The following is an 18398-nucleotide window of genomic DNA, read 5'->3' on the forward strand; positions in this document are numbered from 1 at the left end:
GGCCAGATCTCTTGCGGGGGCAGGCCGCCGGTCTGCCCCCGCATTTCATGAAAGGAGGACATCGTGCTCATTGCTTTTGACATCGGAACATCGGCGACCAAAGCGACCCTGCACGATGACGACGGCACCATTCGCGCCGCATCGAGTGCCTCCTACCCGACCGCATATCTGGTGGGCGCTCGCGTAGAGCAGAACCCCGACGACTGGTACCGCGCCGTCGTCAGTACTTCGCAGCAGTTGCTCGCGAAGACCGCGACTCCCCCGGCAGCGATCAAGGGCCTGTGCGTCAGCGGCCAGATGATGGGCCTCGTTTGTCTGGATCGATCCGGCACTCCCATCCGGCCCGCGCCCATCTGGTCCGACCAGCGCGCTGCCGCCCAAGCCGCGGACCTGACCGAAGCCCTCGGGGACGAACATAGCTACGAGGTCACAGGTCACCGCCTCGCAGCGACCTACACGCTGCCTAAACTCATGTGGGTCCGTGACCACGAGCCCGAGAACTTCTCGAAGATTTCTCGCATCTGCGTCTCCAAGGACTACGTCAATTACCGCCTGACGGGAGAGGTCGCGACCGACCACTCCGATGCCTCATCCACGGGCGCCTACGACATCAAGAACAAGACGTGGTCGAATGAGGTCCTCGCCGCAGCCGGAATCTCAAACGACATCCTCCCTCCCATCCATTCCTCAATCGACACGCTCGGAGCGCTGCGCACGGACGCGGCAGCCGAACTCGGACTGCAACCGGGCATCCCCGTCATCGTTGGCGGCGGCGATGGCCCCATCGCGAGCATCGGAGCCGGCTGCACCGCAAGCGATGATCCGCCCTACCTCTCGCTCGGTACCTCCGCGTGGGTGGCCGCTACGACGCATGACGTGTTGTCGGATCCGCAGCGCCGCGGCTTCACCTTCGCGGCCATCACCCCGGACCATTACTGCCCGTGTGCTACGACCCAGAATGCGGGCAGCACTCTTGAGTGGATCGCCCGACTCGTCGGAAGCGACACCCCCACCCTCATCTCTGAGGCCCTGAGCCTGACGGATCCGGACCCCGATCTCATCATGGTCCCCTACCTCCTCGGCGAGCGCTCTCCCTGGTGGGATGCCGATGCTCGGGGCGCAACGATCGGACTCACGCCGCGACACACCCGTGCCGACATCACGCGGGCCGCACTCCTTGGCATCAGCTTCACGCTCGCGCTGTGCCTAGAGGCCGTGGCACCCGAGGATACCTCCCCACGCTCCCTCGATGCCGTTGGCGGCGGCGCGCAATCTGACGGCTGGCTCCAACTGCTCGCCGATATCGTGCAACTGCCAATCAACCGCCGCAACGTCACAACCAACGCCACCTCGCTTGGCGCCGGAATCACCGGCCTGGTGGGGCTCGGCCAGCTCAGCTTTAGCGACGCCCGGAGCGCATCGCGCATCACCGCGACCTTCGAGCCGCAGACTCGTCAGTATCGCGATGAGCTTCAACGATTTACCGAGGTCTACCGTACGGTAAAGAAGATTGATGATCTCCCTCGGTTCGGCAAGGAGCTAGCCCGGTCATGACAACGATTTACGATGTGGCTCAACTCGCGAACGTTTCGCCTGCGACGGTCTCTCGCGTGCTCAACGGCGGACGGACCTCCCCCAAGAGCATTTCCGCTGTCATGGCCGCGGTGCAAGAACTGGACTTCGTACCGAACCGCAACGCCAGACGCCTCCGCACCCGGGCCTCCGAGCTCATCGCCATGCTCGTTCCTGACATCGCGAACTCCTTTTACACAACCATCGTGCGAGCGGTCGAGGATATCGCTCGCTCCCGCGGCTACGCCGTCATGATCTGCAATACCGACGAAGACCCGGTCAAGGAAGCCGAATACCTCAAGGCGGTTATCTCCGAGCCGGTGGCCGGAATCATCTCGGCACCGGTCAACGCCCAAACGGACTACTCGCTGGCCGAGCTCCATCGCGTTCCTGTCGTCACGATCGACCGGACGGCACGACTCAACAGCCTCGATTCCGTCATCATCGACAACGTCCAGGGTGCACGCGATGCTGTGCTCGCCCTCGCCTCACACGGATACCGCGACATCGCCTGCATAACGGGGCCTCCCGGGACCGAAACCGCGGACAACCGGGCCGAAGGCTGGCGCCGAGGAGTCTGGGACGCCTTCGAAAAGAACGCCCGGCCCGATCTCCTCGTTCGCACGAGCTACACGATCGATGGCGGCATAAGCGCGGTGCGCCAACTCTTGGCGCTGGATTCTCCCCCAGACGCGATCTTTGCGGCCAACAACCGCCTGACCGTCGGCGCCCTGCGGGAACTCGCCCGAGCCTCGATCCATCCGCCGGAGATGGGCATCTTCTCCTTCGGTGAGTTGCCCTTCATCCTTGATCCACCGGCAGGAATCCTCGTCGCGGGCATGCCCATGCGCGAGATGGGATCCCACGCCGCCCACATGCTGATGGAGCGCATTGAATCTAGCGCTGCGCCCACCAAGTCGATCGTCCTGCCACCGACAATCGAGACCGAATTCGCCACCGCACCTCCGACTATTCACTCGGTAACCGCATAACCCAAGGAAGTGAAGATGAGTTACACATTCCCAACCATTGCTGAGCGCCCCAAGGCCAAAGACAAGACTTTGTATGTCGTTGCCAATGGCGATCTGCGTTTGACCACGAACGTCAAGACCTGGGACAAGCAACAAGAGGTTGAGAGCCAGTTCGCCGCAGCAGCCAAGGACTTCGGTTGGGACGTTGAGCGGGCTCACGACGTCGATCCTGAGACCGGTCACGGTTTCATTGACTCCCAAAAGCGCGGCATGGAGGTCTTTGCGACCATCCCAAAGGACGCCCCGCTCGTCGTCATTGAGGCTGTGTGGCAGTACTCCCACCACCTACTGCACGGCCTGCGTGACCACGAGGGCCCAATCCTCGTCGTCGCGAACTTCGCCGGTGACTTCCCGGGCCTCGTCGGCCTGCTCAACCTGACCGGATCGATGACCAAGGCCGGCATCGACTACTCCGCACTCTGGAGCGAGGAGTTCACCGACGACTGGTTCAAGGACAAGCTCAAGGAGTGGCTCGAGACCGGTTCGATCGAGCACGATACCTCTCACGTGAAGGATCTGCCTGAGCTTGCCGATTCGGAAGAAAAGCGCCTGGGCGTCGCGCTCGCCCGCCAGCTCAAGGAAGAAAAGGCCATCCTGGCCGTCTTCGATGAATATTGCATGGGCATGTACAACGCCCTGCTTGAAGACGAGCTCATCAACCCGGCCGGCATCTACAAGGAGCGCCTGTCCCAGTCGGCCCTCGTGGCCGAGATGGAGACCGTCTCCGATGAAGAGGCCGATGAGGTTCGGGCCTGGCTCGACAATGCGGGCATGACCTTCCACATCAACAATGAGGGCGATGAGAAGGAGAACCTGACCGATGAGCAGGTCCGCTCGCAGTGCAAGATGTACATCGCGGCCCTTCGCATGGCCGATGATTTCGGCGCTGACGCCGTCGGTATCCAGTACCAGCAGGGCCTGAAGGACGTCGTGCCGGCGTCGGATCTCGTGGAGGGCCTGCTCAACGATCCGAACCGCCCGCCGGTGAAGTCACGCGAAGGTGACCGCGTGCTCTACGAGGGCAAGGCGCTGCCGCACTTCAACGAAGTCGATCAGTGCGTCGCCGTCGATGCGCTCGTCACCAACCGCATCTGGACCGCCATGGGCCTGGATCCTGCCACGACCCTGCACGATGTGCGCTGGGGCGGAATGTGGGACGACGAGTTCGTGTGGGTGCTGGAGATCTCTGGCGCCGTTCCCGCCTCGCACCTGGGCGGCTACGAAAATGCCCACTCCTACCGCCAGTCCTACTACTTCTTCCCGCTCGGCGGCGGCACACTGCAGGGCACGAGCAAGCCCGGCGAGATCGTCTGGTCACGCGTCTTCGTCATGGACGGCAAGCTCCATGTCGACCTCGGACGAGGCACGTGTGTGGAGATGCCCGAAGAAGAGGTCCAGCGCCGCTTGGATGGCACCAACCCCGAGTGGCCGATCATGAACGCCATCTTGCACGGTGTCACCCGCGATCAGATGATGGCCCGCCACAAGGCGAACCACCTGAACGTCGTCTACGCTCCCGACGCGGAGACCGCAGACAAGGCTCTCACTGCCAAGGCCGCAATGTTTGAGGCCATGGGATACGAAGTCCACCTCGTTGGAGACGTCTCCATCTAGGTCAGTTCTCCTACCGCTGACCACACGGCGCCGCTCATGTATCTGAGCGGCGCCGTTCTGTTTGGTCTTAGCGCTCGAGGTTGTGGTCGTGGTGACTCATCTTTTCTGAGTCACGCATGAACGCATCGACTGCCTCAAGAGTGTGCGGATTGTCGATGATACGTTCGGCGATCTCCACACTCATCGTGAAATCCGGAACGCCCCGGGCCCCCAGGATTCCCACGATGTCGGGGCTCCGCAGCGAAGCCGCGAACGTGCGCACCCCGGTGCCGCGCAGAATGTCGACCATCGTGGCGATGGTCTTGACGGGGTCCTGGCCGAGATCTTCGAGCCGACCGGCATAGGGCGCAATCCCCCAGCAGCCCAGCTCCTTGGCCGCCATCGCCTGAGTGGGATGGTAGGCCGCAGTCAGCAGCGTGGGGATGCCGCGTGAGTGGAGCTCGTGCACAACCTCGTAGCCTTCGCGGGAGGCGGGCACCTTCACGATAATGTTGCGTCCGAGGTTCGCGATTTCCAGACCCGATTCCAGGAGTTCACCGGTGCTGTAGCCGATAGCTTGGAAGAAAATGTGCTCGAACGGGAGCTTGCAAAACTCCTCGTAGAGTCCGGGGATGGCGTCCTGCCCCAAGTTCGAGCGGGCGAGGATGGTGGGATTCGTCGTAATACCTTTGAAAAGGCCGGTGCGAACGAGTTCCTTGGCCTTATCCACGTTGGCGGTATCGAGCATAAGCATAAGATGGGGCCCCTTTGAAAACTGAGGTGGTACGCCCAGTCTAACGCCGAGGTGAATCCCTGGATCTGAGCCTCTTGGCCTAGATGGTGCGCCAGAATCGACCGAGTTCTGCGCGCGGCAATCCTCTCAGACCATAGGAAACTGAGGGGGAAGAACCTCCAACTCGTTGCATTGCGTGCGGCGCCCGAAAACAAACGGATTCCGAACATAGGTGACAAGATCAGCTGCGAAAGAACCGGCGAGCGTAGCGAGTTGATGAAGTTTTCAATCTACCTGGAGGGGATCAACCTTGCATTACGCACTTCCTATGACTCAGCATACCCCCAGGGCCAGAGAGTATTCCTTAGCGAGTTCCTGCGCACTTACATCACGGAAAGCCCATTCTTTACGGGCGAGTGACTGGTTTACCAAATCCGGGTGTACATGCAAATTGCCGCTGCTGCGGCGACATTGAGAGATTCAGCGCGCCCGAGTAGCGGCACCTTTGCCAGCTCGTCGCATGCCGCGCGCTCGGCTGCGCTCAGACCGTGGGCTTCGTTGCCGAAAACCCAAGCGAGCCGGTCTCGCTTTAGTGCGGGAACGTTGGGCAGTTCGTTGTGTGCATGGCCATCAGCCCCAACCACGATGTACCCCTGCTCGCGCAGTAGCTGGGCGACGGAATCAAACTCAGTATCGGTGACGATCGGGAGGTGGAACACCGAACCGACACTGGATCGAATGACCTTTGGGTTCGTGAGCTCCACGGATCCGGAACCGATGATGACGGCATCAGCGCCGGCAGCATCAGCGATCCGGATCAGGGTGCCGAGGTTACCCGGATCGGAGATCTGCGGCAGACACATCACGAGGTGGCCACCGCTCACCGCCTCAGCCAGATCTGCAGCAGCTACCGCGAGTGGTAGCTCGGCAACTGCCGCGACTCCCTGACAGTCGGCGGAGATCGCGCGCATGACCTCGCTTGTTGCAATCGAGGTGCGTACTCCCCCGGATTCAGCTTCCCGCGCGATTTCACCGATCGCGACGTTCGCTACGGACACATCTGCATAGAGGTCCACGATCGAGGTCGGCGCGAACCTCACGGCTTCACGAACAGCCTGGGGTCCTTCGATGAGATAGCGACCCTGGCGGGAACGCACAGAGCGCCCGCCGAGTGCTGCCACCTTCCGGATCCGGTCGGATCGGGGGTTAGCGAGCACTGGCGGGCGCTCTGAGTTGCTCAACTAGGAAGCCTTGGGAGCGTTGACGTCCTCCGGCAAAGCCTTCTTCGCAGCGGCGACCAGGGCCTTGAAGGCGGCCGGGTCGTTCACGGCGAGCTCGGCGAGCATGCGGCGGTCAACCTCGATCTCGGCGAGGCGCAGGCCCTGCATGAACCGGTTGTAGGTCATGCCTTCGGCGCGAGCGGCCGCGTTGATGCGCTGGATCCACAGGCGGCGGAAGTCACCCTTCTTCGCCTTGCGGTCCCGGTAGGAGTACACGAACGAATGCGTGACCTGCTCCTTGGCCTTGCGGTAAAGCCGCGAACGCTGGCCACGGTAACCCTTGGCGCGTTCCAGAGTTGTGCGACGCTTCTTATGGGCGTTAACTGCCCGCTTCACGCGTGCCATCTACTTCTCCTTGATTCTCTAAAAAGTCTTCAGTGCGCCGGTTACTTACCGAGCAGGCGCTTGACGGTCTTGGTTTCCGCCTTGGCCAGCACAACGTCCTTCGACAGACGACGCTTGCGCTTGGTCGGCTTGTGCTCCAGCAGGTGACGCTTATTGCGGCGCTCGTGCATGATCTTGCCGCTGCCGGTCACGCGGAAGCGCTTCTTCGCACCGGAGTGCGTCTTGTTCTTCGGCATATCCTGTGTCCTTCAGGTGTGCGCCTTGCGGCGCTGTTGTCCTGCCCGGAACCGGTGGGCACCGGGCGATTCACGAATAGTGGCGGTTAGGCGTCCTGTGCGGCTGCCTGCTCGGCCTGCTTGGCTTCGCGGCGGCGACGCTGTTCGGAACGGGCCTGAACCTTCTTCGCCATGGGTCCAATCACCATGGTCATGTTGCGTCCGTCCTGGCGGGGCTGCGACTCAACATTTCCGTACTCGGCGACGTCATCGGCTAGGCGCTCAAGGAGACGAATGCCCATCTCCGGTCGCGACTGCTCGCGGCCACGGAACTGGATGATCGCCTTGACCTTGTCCCCACCCTTCAAAAAGCGGATCGCATGCCCACGCTTCGTTTCGTAGTCGTGGTCGTCGATCTTCAGGCGGAACCGGATTTCCTTCAGCTGCGTGTTCGCCTGGTTGCGGCGAGCATCGCGTGCTTTCATGGCGGCTTCGTACTTGTACTTGCCGTAGTCCATGAGCTTGGCCACCGGGGGCCGAGCATCGGGGGCTACCTCGACGAGATCGAGGTTCACCTCTTCTGCGAGTTTCATTGCTGCGTCGACGCGAACGACACCGACCTGCTCGCCATCGGGTCCGATAAGACGGACCTCTGGCACGCGGATCCGATCGTTAATGCGTGGCTCGTTGATGTGATCGCTCCTTGCAGTTTGAGGGGCCACCACGAAGAAAAGGCCTCCGTAGCGGGGTGCGCACGGAGGCCTACAATGACGCCGCATGCCAAAGGCTGCGGTATCGTGACCCGGCACCAGTCATCGGGATTATCCGAAGGTCGGCACCTGGGTGGGAAGCAGGCTTCCGCTTTGCAATGACGGTATGGACCGTCTACCAGCAAGCTACTTTACCAGAATCACTTCGATGCGCCAGGGGTCGGCGGTGTGGCGTGCGCCAATTCCTGCAGCGCCTTATCCCCCGATTCCTCATCGCGGGGCCGAGACTCGCGGGATCGGTTTGCTTGGCTCACGACATGCCACATGATCGCTCCCAGGGTAGCTCCGGCCGCTGTCCGTGAGCATGATGCTTGCAGCCTTACCCATGCCGACGATGGTGCCACCGATGAGGGCCGTCCTCATGAGTAGCCTACGGCGTTTGCAGAAGGCCTCCCCCGTTGTCGAAAACCATTCCTCTACTCCTGAGTCGAGCTCGGTGTCCTCACGCTTGCGCTCGAGGAGCCAGCTTCGAATGGCTAGAAAGACGACGATCAGTCCGAGGCAATCAGCGTGTCATACCAAGCAATAGCCGTGTGGGCCCAGCGTCCTTCATGCGTGAACTCATCGACCAGAACGTGACCGGCGGCCCCAATCCACAGACCGAGGATAAAGAGGCCGGCCATGACCATCCTTGACCGGCCCTTGCGGCGCCTGGTTCTTCGCCACGGATCAATGTCTGTGTTCGAGTTGCGCCAGGAGGCCGGCAGCGCGTCGTACAGCGGGTGCCGGACGCATAGCCACCACATCCAGAGCGCTGTGCCGGTGGCGAGGCACAGCGTGAGGATCCCCGTGACCGAGTGGGTAGCGGAATAGCTCCAACGCGAGCGCCGTGGTAGGAAGGCCAAGTCTGCGCAGCGGGATCGCGAACGCTGGGTGAGACAGTGTGTAAGGCACACTAGGAACGCTGCGGGCGAGGCCCCTTTTTCAGATCCTTCCCGAGCATCGAGGGGGCCGTAGCTTCATCGTGCATGAGACCGATGAGAAATAGCCGAAGTGCTGACAATCCACCGCCGCACGAGCTTGGAAAGCTCTTCGGACCACAGAACGATAGAGGCGAGTCCGATGGCGGCGCCCCACTGGGCGAGGGTCATCGACTCGGTGGAGAAAGCCACCTGCATAAACGGCACATGGACGACGGCAATTTGGAGCGCGATCGCGAGCGCAATCGACGCCCACAACCACCGGTTGGCGAACAGGCCACGGAACGCGCTGTGGTGATCGGAGCGAGAGTTCAGCGCATTAAACAGCTGGGAGAAGACCAACGTGGTGAAGCCGACGGTGCGGGCTACGGTGAGCGAGTCTGCCTCGATCGTGACGAGACCACCTGGCAGGAACATGTCGATTGCCAGCAGCGAGACCGTCGCCATGATGACCCCGATGAAGCCGATCCGGCCCCACATGTGGCGGTCAATGATCGCCTTTGACGGGTCCCGGGGCCTGCGCTCCATGACGTTGCCGTCCTCCGGATCGACCCCCATCGCGAGGGCGGGGCCGGAGTCAGTCACGAGGTTGATCCACAGGATCTGGGTCGCGAGCAGCGGCACGGCGAGCCCGGCGCCGGCGGTCTGCGACAGGCCCAGGAAGCTCGCAAAAACGACGCCGAAGAACACCGTCATGACCTCGCCCATGTTGGACGACAGCAGGAAACGCAGGAACTTGCGGATGTTATCGAAAATGGCGCGGCCCTGGCGCACGGCGGCAACGATCGTGGCGTAGTTGTCGTCGGCCAGGATCATCGAGCCGGCTTCCTTTGTGACCTCGGTGCCGGTGATGCCCATGGCGACGCCGATATCGGCAGCTTTCAGCGCGGGCGCATCGTTCACACCGTCGCCGGTCATCGCGACGATCCGGCCTTCGTCTTGCAGCTCATCGATGATGCGCAGCTTGTGCTCGGGCGAGACGCGCGCGTAGATGCTGACCTCGCGCACGGCCGCGCGGAACTGCTCGGGACTGAGGGTATCGAGGTCGGGGCCGGTCAGGGCCCGGGCGCCGGGTTCGACGATGCCGAGGTCGGCGCCGATGCGCGCGGCGGTGCGAGGGTGGTCGCCCGTGATCATGATTGGGCGGATGCCCGCGGCCTTAGCTTCGGCGATGGCGTCCTTGGCTTCCTCGCGCGGCGGGTCCATGATGCCGACGACGCCGGCAAACGTGAGGTCCTCCTCGAGGTCCGCGGCGAGTTCCTCGCCCGCGTGCTCGAGCGCGCGATAGCCCACCCCTAGGGTTCGATAGCCCTCTGCCGACAGGCGCTCAACCTCGCGCAGGATCTCGCTGCGGCGCTCATCGCTGAGCGCTACCGCGTCGTGGCCGGAGCGTTCAGTGGCGCAGTGCGCGAGCAGCACGTCGGGCGCGCCTTTGGTCAAGAGGATCGGCTCCCCGCTGCCCCGCACGCCAGCGACGGACATCATCTTGCGCTCGGAAGTGAAGGGGATCTCGCCGCGGCGCTCGAAGTCGGGCTCCTCGCCCACGACCTTGCGCAGCGCGACGAGGAAGGCGGCCTCCGTCGGATCGCCCTCGATCGACCATTCGCCGTCGTGTGTCAGCTGGGAGTTGTTCGCGAGCGCCCCGCCGATGAGGACGGCGCGGGCCTCGGCGAGCGTCGTAGCGCTCGGCTCGCCCAGGATCTCGCCGTCGGGGCTATAGCCGGTGCCGGAGACCTCGAGCTGGCCGGAGCGGGTGATGATGGTGCGCAGCGTCATCTCGTTGCGCGTCAGCGTGCCGGTCTTGTCGGACGCGATGACGGAGGCGGCGCCGAGCGTCTCGACGGAGTGGAGATTTTTCATGATGGCGTTGCGCCGCGCCATCGCGCGCACGCCGATCGCGAGGACGAGGGAGAGGATCGCGGGCAGGCCCTCGGGTACGGCGGCTACGGCCAGGGATACGCCGAGGAGCAGGATTTCGACCGCCTCGGAGACGTCGTCAACGTCGTTGAGGAGGAAGAGCGCCCCCATAACGACGATGGCGATCGCGATGACGAGGATGCCGAGGAACTTGGAGACCTTGTCGATCTCGCGGGTCAGGGGCGATTGATCGGCTTCGGTTGACTCCAGCATGTCGGCGATCGCGCCGACCTCGGTGTCCATTCCGGTGGCGGTCACGACCGCGCGGCCGACACCCTGGACGACGCCCGTGCCCTTGTGGACCATCGTCGTGCGGTCGCCGAGCGGGGCGGGCCCGGGAAGGGCCTCGGTCTGCTTCGCACTCGCCTCCGACTCCCCCGTGAGCGAGGCCTCCTGCACGCGCAGGCTCGTCGCGGAGATGAGGCGTGCGTCGGCGCCGACGGCGTCGCCTTCGGAAAGGACGAGGATGTCCCCGGGGACGAGGTCCGCGGACTCGATCGTCGTAAGCGCCCCGTCGCGCAGAACGGTGGATGTTGCGGCCGTCATGGACGATAGCGCCGCGACCGCGCCTTCGGCCTTGCGTTCTTCGATGAGGCCGATGATGGCGTTGGCGATGACGATGAGGGCGATGACGATGGCATCGATCGGCGCTCCCGCCGCGCCCTCGACGAGCCAGGCGACCAGCGAGATCGCCATGGCGATGAACAGCAGGTAGACGAGCGGGTCCTGGAACTGGGCGAGCACCTTGCGCCACATCGGCACGGGCGGCGCTTGGCGCAGCTCGTTGCGGCCATAGCGTTCGCGGAGCTTATCGATCTGCTCGCTCGTGAGGCCCGATTCGATGTCGACGTCGAAGTCGGCTGCCACCTCGCGGGCGGGGCGCTGGCTGGGATGCGTAGTGATGGTCTCCACCTAGAAACGTCGGGACGCGGACGCCTCCATTGTCTCGCGTACCGCTACGAAAGCGCGCGCAGGACGACTTTCAAGTCGAAGCACGCGTCCGGTGATACGCCTTCTATTGTCCCAAGGCGTTGAGAATGAGGGGGCCAAGCACATTGGCGCCAGTACCCGCTCCTAAGTTCAAAACTGAATCGCGAAGCGCCACCCACTTTCCACGCATCGGAGAATCGACTTCAAGCTTCTTTATCTCTTCATCAATGCTCTTGAGGAGCTCCTCGACAGTGGCTTCAGGTGACGGCCAAGCCCCAGCAACTCGCAAGCCTTTCTCAGTCAAACCTCTTACGGTGATCGCGTTCGGTACGTCCTCGAAACCGTTTGGCCCTTCTTGGATGATCGCCATCTCGTCAGTGTTGATATATACGAGTTTTAGTCGGCACAGTGAGGCAACGACCGTGTCTTCACTTTGGTCAGCGATTTGTGCAATCAACTCAACATCTGCAGCATTCCCGCCCATTGTCGCCTGCGCGCAAGCGAGGAGGATTGGTAGGTCTATTTCATCCCACGTATTAGCGATCTCCATAATCACAACCTACTCAAACTTACAGACTCGTGTGAGTCACGGCGCGCGAAAAACAGCCGATTAGAACTTGTACCCAATCAAGTGGAATGCGTGCCGTTACCGAAGCGCGCGCAGCGCGCGAGCCGAGGCCCACACTCCAATCCCGTAGATCGCGTGCGCCCGGAGGCTCCCTACCCGGGCGGCCGCCGGGTTCGGGGCTTATGCTTCGGCGAGCGAAATCGGGTAGAGCTCCATCGATTCGACGCGCAAGCGCACGTCGTCGTTGTTCTTTAAGCGTTCGCTGGCCTCGGTCAGGCTCGCGCGCAGCTGCTCGGCATCAAGGCCAGGACGCAGGGCGATGACGATCCTAATCTCCGTGGTCTTACCCGGCTCCACGCGCACGCCCGCCAGGTGCGGGACGCCCGTGAGGGTGCGGGCGATCAGGCCCCCGAGCTCGGGATCGCGCTGTGCGGGAATCCACTCGCGGCCCTGGGCGAGGGCCCACGCGGCGGGGCGCGGAATGAGGGTGGCGTGCTCGCTACCCGGGTCCAGCAGCATGAGCCCATCGGCTTCGCTCGCGGCCGCGAGGGCGGCGCGCGGCGCCTCGGTGGGCACGGGCCGCGCGGCGCTGTTCCACTCGCGCATCCGGTCATATGAGGAGAACACGGGCATGGCGTGGCGCCCGTCGGCAAGTTCGACCGAGACGAGCTTTGCCGATTCGCAGGCGTTGTCGACCTCGTCCTCGTCGTGCTTCATGTTTGCGTGTTCGACGACGCCGCCGTCGGCAGTGCGGCCGGGGTGGGCGTGCGGGACGACGGGCAGCAGGATGCGCTCGGTTGCCAGGGCCGCGACGACGGCGATCGTCCGCTCCTCGGCGGCAAGGGCCGCCGCTAGTGCGGGCGGGCAGGAGCCGTCGTCGTTGCTGAACGGGTTGGCGCGCAAGAACTTCTTCGGCGTGGGCGGCGGCGGGGCGGCGACGCCCTCGGGCAGGTGGGCCTCAACCACGGCGGGCCTCGGCTGCGCTCTTGCCCGCGGCGACCTGCAGCGCCTGGGCGAGGGTAAAGTTCCCGGCGTACAGCGCCTTGCCGATGATGGCGCCCTCGACGCCGGTATCGACCATGCCCGCCAGGGCCTCGACGTCCTCGAGTTCAGCGACGCCGCCGGAGGCGACGACGGGCGCGTCGGTTGCGGCGCAGACCTTGGCGAGCAGCTCCAGGTTCGGGCCCTTCAGCGTGCCGTCCTTGGTGACGTCGGTGACGACGTAGCGCGCACACCCGGCCTTATTGAGGCGCTCGAGCACCTCGAAGAGCTCGCCGCCCTCCTCCGTCCAGCCGCGGGCCGCGAGCGTCGTGCCGCGCACGTCGAGCCCGACGGCGATGCGGTCGCCGTGCTCGGCAATGGCGCGCTCGGTCCACTCGGGGTTTTCCAGCGCGGCGGTCCCCAGGTTCACGCGGCGGCAGCCGGAGGCGAGCGCCCGCTTAAGCGAGGCGTCGTCGCGGATCCCGCCGGACATCTCGACGTTGACGTCGAGGGCGGCGACGATGCTGGCGAGCAGCTCGGCGTTCGATCCGCGCCCGAAGGCGGCGTCGAGGTCAACCAGGTGGATCCAGGTGCCGCCCTGGTCGGCGAAGTCTTGGGCGGCGGCGAGCGGATCGCCGTAGCCGGTTTCGGTGCCGGCCTCGCCCTGCACGAGGCGAACGGCCTGGCCATCGACGACGTCGACCGCGGGTAGCAGCTCTAACACGGGGGTCCTTTCGTTACAGGCGCTGCAGCCAGTTGGCGAGCAGCGTCAGCCCGGCCTCGCCGGACTTTTCGGGGTGGAACTGGGTGGCGACGAGCGGGCCGTTTTCGATTGCAGCAACAAAGCGCTCACCGTAGGTGGTAAAGGAGGTCAGCGGCTTTCTCGTCTTGGACTCGCCGTACAGCGCGGCCGGGTCCTCGTGCGCGGCATAGGAGTGGACGAAGTAGAAGCGCTCGTCTTCGATGCCCGCGAACAGCTGGGTCTCGGGGTGCGCGGCAACGGTGGACCACCCCATGTGCGGCACGACGGGTGCCTGCAGCCGGGTGACATCGCCCGGCCATTGGCCAAGGCCGCTCGTGTATTCGCCGTGCTCGTTTCCGCCGTCGAACATGATCTGCATGCCGACGCAGATCCCGAGGACCGCGCGCCCGCCGGCCAGGCGCCGCTCGATGAGGCGGTCCCCGTCGACGGCGCGCAGCTGCGCCATGCAGGCGGCATAGGCGCCAACGCCCGGCACGACGAGGCCATCGCACTCGAGCACGGAAGTGAAATCGGCGGTGAGGGTGACATCGGCGCCGACGCGCTCCAGGGCGCGGCAGGCGCTGCGGACGTTGCCCGAGCCGTAGTCCAGGACGACGACCTTACTCACTCGCCTCGCCCTTCGGGCCGCGGCGCAGTCCGCGCATGAACAGACGGGCGGCCTTTAGCCGGGAGAGCTTGGAGGAGTCGTGGACCTCGGGCAGCTCGGCGAGGGTGACCTCGCCCAGCAAAAGGTTTTCCACGACGTCATCGGCGCTCGCGAGCACGAGCCCGGGCGAGATGTCCTCGCCGGGCTCCCCGTTCGCATAGTTGCGCGCGATCATCTGGCCCGCCGTGCCCTGCCCACCCTCGGGATCAACGCTCACCTCGACGACGAGCAGCACCGCGCCCATACGGGAGGTCTTGGACAGCGCCCGGGCAGCCTCATCGGCGAAGGCGGGCACGGCAACGCCGCTCGTGAGCGCCTCGACGCTCCAGTCCTCTTCGGGTGTGAATTCGGCGGCCGCGACGGCGCCCGTCGATGAGTCGATGACCTTCAGGTCGAGCCCCGCCATCGCGCAGAGGCCCGCGAGCGCCTGCGCGGAGGCGATCGGCGTCATGATGACGGCGAGCGCGCGGCGTTCATCGGCCGCGATGTCCTCTTCGCCGAGCTTGTCGAGCCCCTCGGCGCGCATCATCTGCGCGAAGATGTCGTCGACGTTCTCCTCGCTCATAGCGCGCCCTTCGTTGAGGGGATCGCGTCCGTGCGCGGGTCCTTCTCGCAGGCGAAACGCAGCGCTCGGGCGAGCGCCTTGAACTGGGCCTCGACGATGTGGTGCGGATCCCGGCCCGCGAGCAGCCGCAGGTGGATGCAGATCTCGGCGTGCAGCGCGATCGATTCGACGACGTGGCGCATGAGCGCGCCCGTGAAGTGCCCGCCGATGAGGTGATACTGCTGTCCCTCGGGTTCGCCCTCGTGCACGACGTAGGGCCGCCCGGCGAGATCCACGACGGCGAGCGCGAGCGCCTCATCCAGCGGCACGGTCGCGTCGGCAAAGCGCCTAATGCCGCGCTTATCGCCGAGGGCCTCCTTCAGCGCCAGGCCGAAGCAGATCGCCGTGTCCTCCACCGTGTGGTGGGCGTCGATGTGGGTATCGCCCGTCGCGGCGATCGTGAGGTCGATCAGCGAGTGCTTGGCGAGCGAGGTGAGCATGTGGTCGTAAAACGGCACGCCCGTGGAGATATCGGAGACGCCCGTGCCGTCGAGGTTGAGGCTGAGCGTGATCTGGGATTCGCTCGTCGAGCGCGCGATGCGCGCGGTGCGATCCTTGGTCTTCGTCTTGCTATAGCGCGCCACCGGTAACCTCCATGAGCGAGCGGTAAAACAGGTCCATCTCGTCGTCGGTGCCGATGCTCACGCGCACGAACCCCTCGGGTCCGACCTCGCGGATCAGCACTCCCTTATCCAGCAATTGTGCCCACACCGCGTGCGAATCGGGAAACCGTCCAAACAGCAGGAAGTTGGCATCGGAGTCGACGACCTCAAAGCCGCGTGCCTCGAGCCACGCGGCGGCCTCATCGCGCAGCTGCCGCAGGTGCGCGATCTGGGCCATGAGTTCCTCGCGGTGGGACAGCGCCGCAATCGCGGCGGCCTGCGTGATCGCCGAGAGGTGATAGGGCAGCCGCACGACGCGCAGCGCGTCGACGATCTCGGGGGTTGCCGCGAGGTAGCCGAGCCGCAGCCCCGCCATCCCGAAGGCCTTCGACATCGTGCGCGTCACGACGATGTTCGGCGCCTGCGAGAGCAAGGTGAGTGCGGAATCAACGCCCGCGCGCCGGAATTCGGCGTAGGCCTCATCGACGACGAGAAGCGTGTCCGAACCGTTCGGCCCGACGCCGCGCACCCGCGTCGCGAGATCGAGCAGGTCGGCAAGCGGGGTGGCCGTGCCCGTCGGGTTATTGGGCGAGGCGATGAGGATGAGCGAAGCGTTGGTACGCGCGGCCGCGATCGCGAGGGCCTCGACGTCGATCGAGAAGTCCGCGCGGCGGGCCACCAGCTGGTAGCCGGTGAAGGTATCGCGCGCGTACTCGGGATACATCGAATAGGTCGGATTGCTCGAGAGCACGACGCGCCCCGGCCCGCCAAAGGCCTGCATGAGGTGGAGCATGACCTCGTTCGAGCCGTTAGCCGCCCAGATCTGCTCCGGGGCCAGCCTGACCCCCGATTCCGCCGCGAGGTAGTCCGCGAGCGCCTCCCGCAGCGCCGGAAAATCGCGCTCGGGATAGCGATTAGCGTCCTTGGCCGCCGCAAAGACGCACTGCGCGATCGATTGCGCAACCTCGTCGGAGGGGCGGTAGGGGTTTTCGTTGACGTTTAGGCGGGCCGTCACCCGAAGCTCGGGGGCGCCATACGGCGAGCTGCCAACGAGGTCATCGCGAAGCGGAATGGAGGTCATCGGGGCTTTCTTAGTCGACGGCGGAATAGCGGTACACGTTGGTCTCGCGCGCGGCAAACCCGCAGCGCTGGTAGAGCCGGTTGGCGGCCTCGCGGCTCGGGCGGGAGGTCAGGTCGATGCTGCGCGCGCCGAGCTTTTCGGCGTAGCTCGTGGCGGCCTCGACGAGCTGCTGGCCGGCCCCCTGGCCGCGGGCATCCTCGTGGACGACGACGTCCTCGATCCAGGCGCGCAGGCCCGTCGGGATCCGGAAGGTGGCGAGCGTGAGCATGCCGAGGAGCGCCTCGGTTGCCGGATCGCGGTAGACGAACAGGTAGACGCCCTCCTGGTGGACGACGGCCTCAACGTCCTCGAGCGTCAGCTCCCCCGTCGAGCTCGACAGCTGCGGGATGAGGAGGTTTACGGCCTCGAGGAGTTCGGGTGAGACAACCTCGATCAGTTCAACGCCCATGATGAGCCCCTTCCAGTGAGAAACAATGCCCCTCTATTATGTCGGAGCGATGCCAGCTGGCGGCGAGCTATGCCTCGCGAACCTCGGCGGCAAACGCGTGCGCGGGCAGGTCCTCGGCGCGTGCGAGGGTCACGAGCGGCTCCGTGATGGCGGCGAGCGCCTCCTGGCTGTACGTCACCTGCTGCACGGGCCGGATATAGGCCATGACGCTCAGCCCCGCGGCGTGCCGGGCCGTGCCGCCCGTGGGCAGGACGTGATTGGAGCCGGCGACGTAGTCGCCCGCGGGCACCGGCGTGTAGGGCCCGACGAAGATCGCGCCCGCATTGCGGATTCGCGCCGCGACGCCTTCGGCGTCCTCGGTCTGGATCTCCAGGTGTTCGGCGGCGTAGGTATTGGCGACGGTGATCGCGTCCTCGATGCTCGCGACGAGCACCGTTGCGCTCTGCGGGCCCGAAAGAGCCGTGCGCACCCGCTCGCGGTGGCGGGTCGCCGCGACCTGGGCGGCCAGCTCCGCATCGACGCGATCGGCGAACTCGGCCGAATCCGTGATGAGCACGGACGCCGCCGCCGGGTCGTGCTCGGCCTGGGACAGCAGGTCGGCCGCGACGAACGCCGGATTGGCGGCGCTATCGGCGATCACCGCAATCTCGGTCGTGCCGGCCTCGGCATCGATCCCGCAGCGCGAGGCAACCGCACGCTTGGCGGCCGCGACGTAAATATTGCCCGGGCCGGTCACCACGTCCACGCTCTCGCACAGCGCCGAGCCGTCGGCGTTCTTCACGCCATAGGCAAACATCGCGATAGCGCCCGCTCCCCCAACGGCGTAGACCTGGTCAACGCCCAGCAGGTAGCACGCGGCGAGCACGCTCGGGTGCGGCAGCCCACCGAACTCTTTTTGCGCCGGGCTCGCGAGCGCAATGTCCGCCACGCCCGCGACCTGCGCCGCAACGGCATTCATGACGACGGAGCTCGGGTAGACGGCGAGCCCGCCGGGCGCATATAGCCCGACGCGTCGCACCGGAATCCAGCGCTGGCGGATCGTGCCGCCGGGCACGATCTCGGTTGTCACCTCACGCGGCAGCTGCGCCGAGTGCCCCGCCCGCGCGTGCTCGATCGCGACTTTCAGCGCCGCCGTCAGCTCCGGGTCGAGCTCGTCCGCCGCCCGCTTCAACTCCGCAGCCGGCACCCGCAGGTGTTCGGGCCGTACCCCGTCAAAGCGCTCGGCCTGCTCGATCAGCGCCGCCGCCCCGCGATGTCGCACATCGTCGATGACGCCCTGTACCTGAGCCAGGGCCTCACTCACGTCGAGCGCCGCGCGCGGCAGCAGCTCCTCGATGTCGCACGTCGCGAGGTCAGTAGTCCGCAAATCGATCCGGTTGAGCATGATGCCAGGATAGTT

At 65.1% G+C, this 18398-nt stretch carries 19 protein-coding genes; 3 read left to right on the forward strand and 16 right to left on the reverse strand.

Features of this window, described 5'->3' with window-relative positions; genetic code table 11:
* Nucleotides 1–63 precede the first annotated feature (63 nt).
* Genes xylB through BLU67_RS07825 form a run of 3 tightly spaced genes read left to right on the forward strand, consistent with a single transcriptional unit; the run spans nt 64 to nt 4217 of the window.
* Nucleotides 64–1554, forward strand: coding sequence for a xylulokinase (gene xylB / locus BLU67_RS07815; protein WP_092564678.1), 1491 nt, complete (start codon nt 64–66; stop codon nt 1552–1554).
* Complete coding sequence (locus BLU67_RS07820) at nt 1551–2564, forward strand: LacI family DNA-binding transcriptional regulator (protein WP_092564681.1); 1014 nt, start codon at nt 1551–1553, stop codon at nt 2562–2564. Before xylB ends, BLU67_RS07820 begins: the two co-directional genes overlap by 4 nt.
* 15 nt (nt 2565–2579) lie before the next feature.
* Nucleotides 2580–4217 carry a fucose isomerase gene (locus BLU67_RS07825; RefSeq protein WP_092564683.1) on the forward strand — a complete coding sequence of 546 codons (1638 nt, stop codon included), beginning with the start codon at nt 2580–2582 and terminating at the stop codon, nt 4215–4217.
* 67 nt (nt 4218–4284) lie between these two features.
* Here the strand turns inward: BLU67_RS07825 and BLU67_RS07830 are convergent, their stop codons facing one another.
* The 16 genes from BLU67_RS07830 to hisD form a co-directional block, all read right to left on the reverse strand.
* On the reverse strand, nt 4285–4944 hold the full coding sequence (locus BLU67_RS07830; RefSeq protein ID WP_176780742.1) for a transaldolase family protein: 660 nt from the start codon (nt 4942–4944) through the stop codon (nt 4285–4287).
* Between the two features lie 410 nt (nt 4945–5354).
* On the reverse strand, nt 5355–6029 hold the full coding sequence (locus BLU67_RS07840) for a TrmH family RNA methyltransferase (RefSeq protein ID WP_176780743.1): 675 nt from the start codon (nt 6027–6029) through the stop codon (nt 5355–5357).
* A gap of 141 nt (nt 6030–6170) precedes the next feature.
* Nucleotides 6171–6554, reverse strand: a complete 384-nt coding sequence (gene rplT / locus BLU67_RS07845) for a 50S ribosomal protein L20 (RefSeq protein WP_092564691.1) — start codon at nt 6552–6554, stop codon at nt 6171–6173.
* A gap of 41 nt (nt 6555–6595) precedes the next feature.
* Nucleotides 6596–6790 carry a 50S ribosomal protein L35 gene (gene rpmI / locus BLU67_RS07850; RefSeq protein ID WP_092564693.1) on the reverse strand — a complete coding sequence of 65 codons (195 nt, stop codon included), beginning with the start codon at nt 6788–6790 and terminating at the stop codon, nt 6596–6598.
* Nucleotides 6791–6876: 86 nt separating this feature from the next.
* Nucleotides 6877–7548, reverse strand: a complete 672-nt coding sequence (infC, locus tag BLU67_RS07855; protein ID WP_092564804.1) for a translation initiation factor IF-3 — start codon at nt 7546–7548, stop codon at nt 6877–6879.
* A 482-nt stretch (nt 7549–8030) separates the two neighbouring features.
* On the reverse strand, nt 8031–8435 hold the full coding sequence (locus BLU67_RS07860) for a DUF4184 family protein (protein ID WP_092564695.1): 405 nt from the start codon (nt 8433–8435) through the stop codon (nt 8031–8033).
* 63 nt (nt 8436–8498) lie between these two features.
* Nucleotides 8499–11288, reverse strand: a complete 2790-nt coding sequence (locus BLU67_RS07865) for a cation-translocating P-type ATPase (RefSeq protein WP_222842429.1) — start codon at nt 11286–11288, stop codon at nt 8499–8501.
* A 103-nt stretch (nt 11289–11391) separates the two neighbouring features.
* Nucleotides 11392–11856 carry a hypothetical protein gene (locus BLU67_RS07870; RefSeq protein WP_143027375.1) on the reverse strand — a complete coding sequence of 155 codons (465 nt, stop codon included), beginning with the start codon at nt 11854–11856 and terminating at the stop codon, nt 11392–11394.
* Nucleotides 11857–12054: 198 nt separating this feature from the next.
* Nucleotides 12055–12840: an SseB family protein gene (locus BLU67_RS07875; RefSeq protein ID WP_176780745.1), complete on the reverse strand. Its 786-nt coding sequence runs from the start codon at nt 12838–12840 to the stop codon at nt 12055–12057.
* Entirely contained in the window at nt 12833–13579 is a 747-nt protein-coding gene (priA, locus tag BLU67_RS07880; RefSeq protein WP_092564701.1) for a bifunctional 1-(5-phosphoribosyl)-5-((5-phosphoribosylamino)methylideneamino)imidazole-4-carboxamide isomerase/phosphoribosylanthranilate isomerase PriA, read from the reverse strand. The genes BLU67_RS07875 and priA overlap by 8 nt, the downstream gene beginning before the upstream one ends.
* A gap of 13 nt (nt 13580–13592) precedes the next feature.
* Nucleotides 13593–14225, reverse strand: coding sequence for an imidazole glycerol phosphate synthase subunit HisH (hisH, locus tag BLU67_RS07885; protein ID WP_092564703.1), 633 nt, complete (start codon nt 14223–14225; stop codon nt 13593–13595).
* A complete protein-coding gene (locus tag BLU67_RS07890) occupies nt 14218–14829 on the reverse strand; it encodes a hypothetical protein (RefSeq protein WP_092564705.1) in 612 nt (203 codons plus the stop codon). The genes hisH and BLU67_RS07890 overlap by 8 nt, the downstream gene beginning before the upstream one ends.
* Nucleotides 14826–15452: an imidazoleglycerol-phosphate dehydratase HisB gene (gene hisB, locus BLU67_RS07895; protein ID WP_092564707.1), complete on the reverse strand. Its 627-nt coding sequence runs from the start codon at nt 15450–15452 to the stop codon at nt 14826–14828. Before hisB ends, BLU67_RS07890 begins: the two co-directional genes overlap by 4 nt.
* On the reverse strand, nt 15439–16551 hold the full coding sequence (locus BLU67_RS07900; RefSeq protein WP_092564709.1) for a histidinol-phosphate transaminase: 1113 nt from the start codon (nt 16549–16551) through the stop codon (nt 15439–15441). Before BLU67_RS07900 ends, hisB begins: the two co-directional genes overlap by 14 nt.
* Before the next feature lie 10 nt (nt 16552–16561).
* Nucleotides 16562–16999: a GNAT family N-acetyltransferase gene (locus tag BLU67_RS07905; RefSeq protein WP_092564710.1), complete on the reverse strand. Its 438-nt coding sequence runs from the start codon at nt 16997–16999 to the stop codon at nt 16562–16564.
* Between the two features lie 67 nt (nt 17000–17066).
* A complete protein-coding gene (gene hisD, locus BLU67_RS07910; RefSeq protein ID WP_092564712.1) occupies nt 17067–18383 on the reverse strand; it encodes a histidinol dehydrogenase in 1317 nt (438 codons plus the stop codon).
* Nucleotides 18384–18398: the final 15 nt, after the last annotated feature.

Source organism: Bowdeniella nasicola, from assembly GCF_900107735.1.
GTDB classification, from domain to species: Bacteria; Actinomycetota; Actinomycetes; order Actinomycetales; family Actinomycetaceae; genus Bowdeniella; species Bowdeniella massiliensis.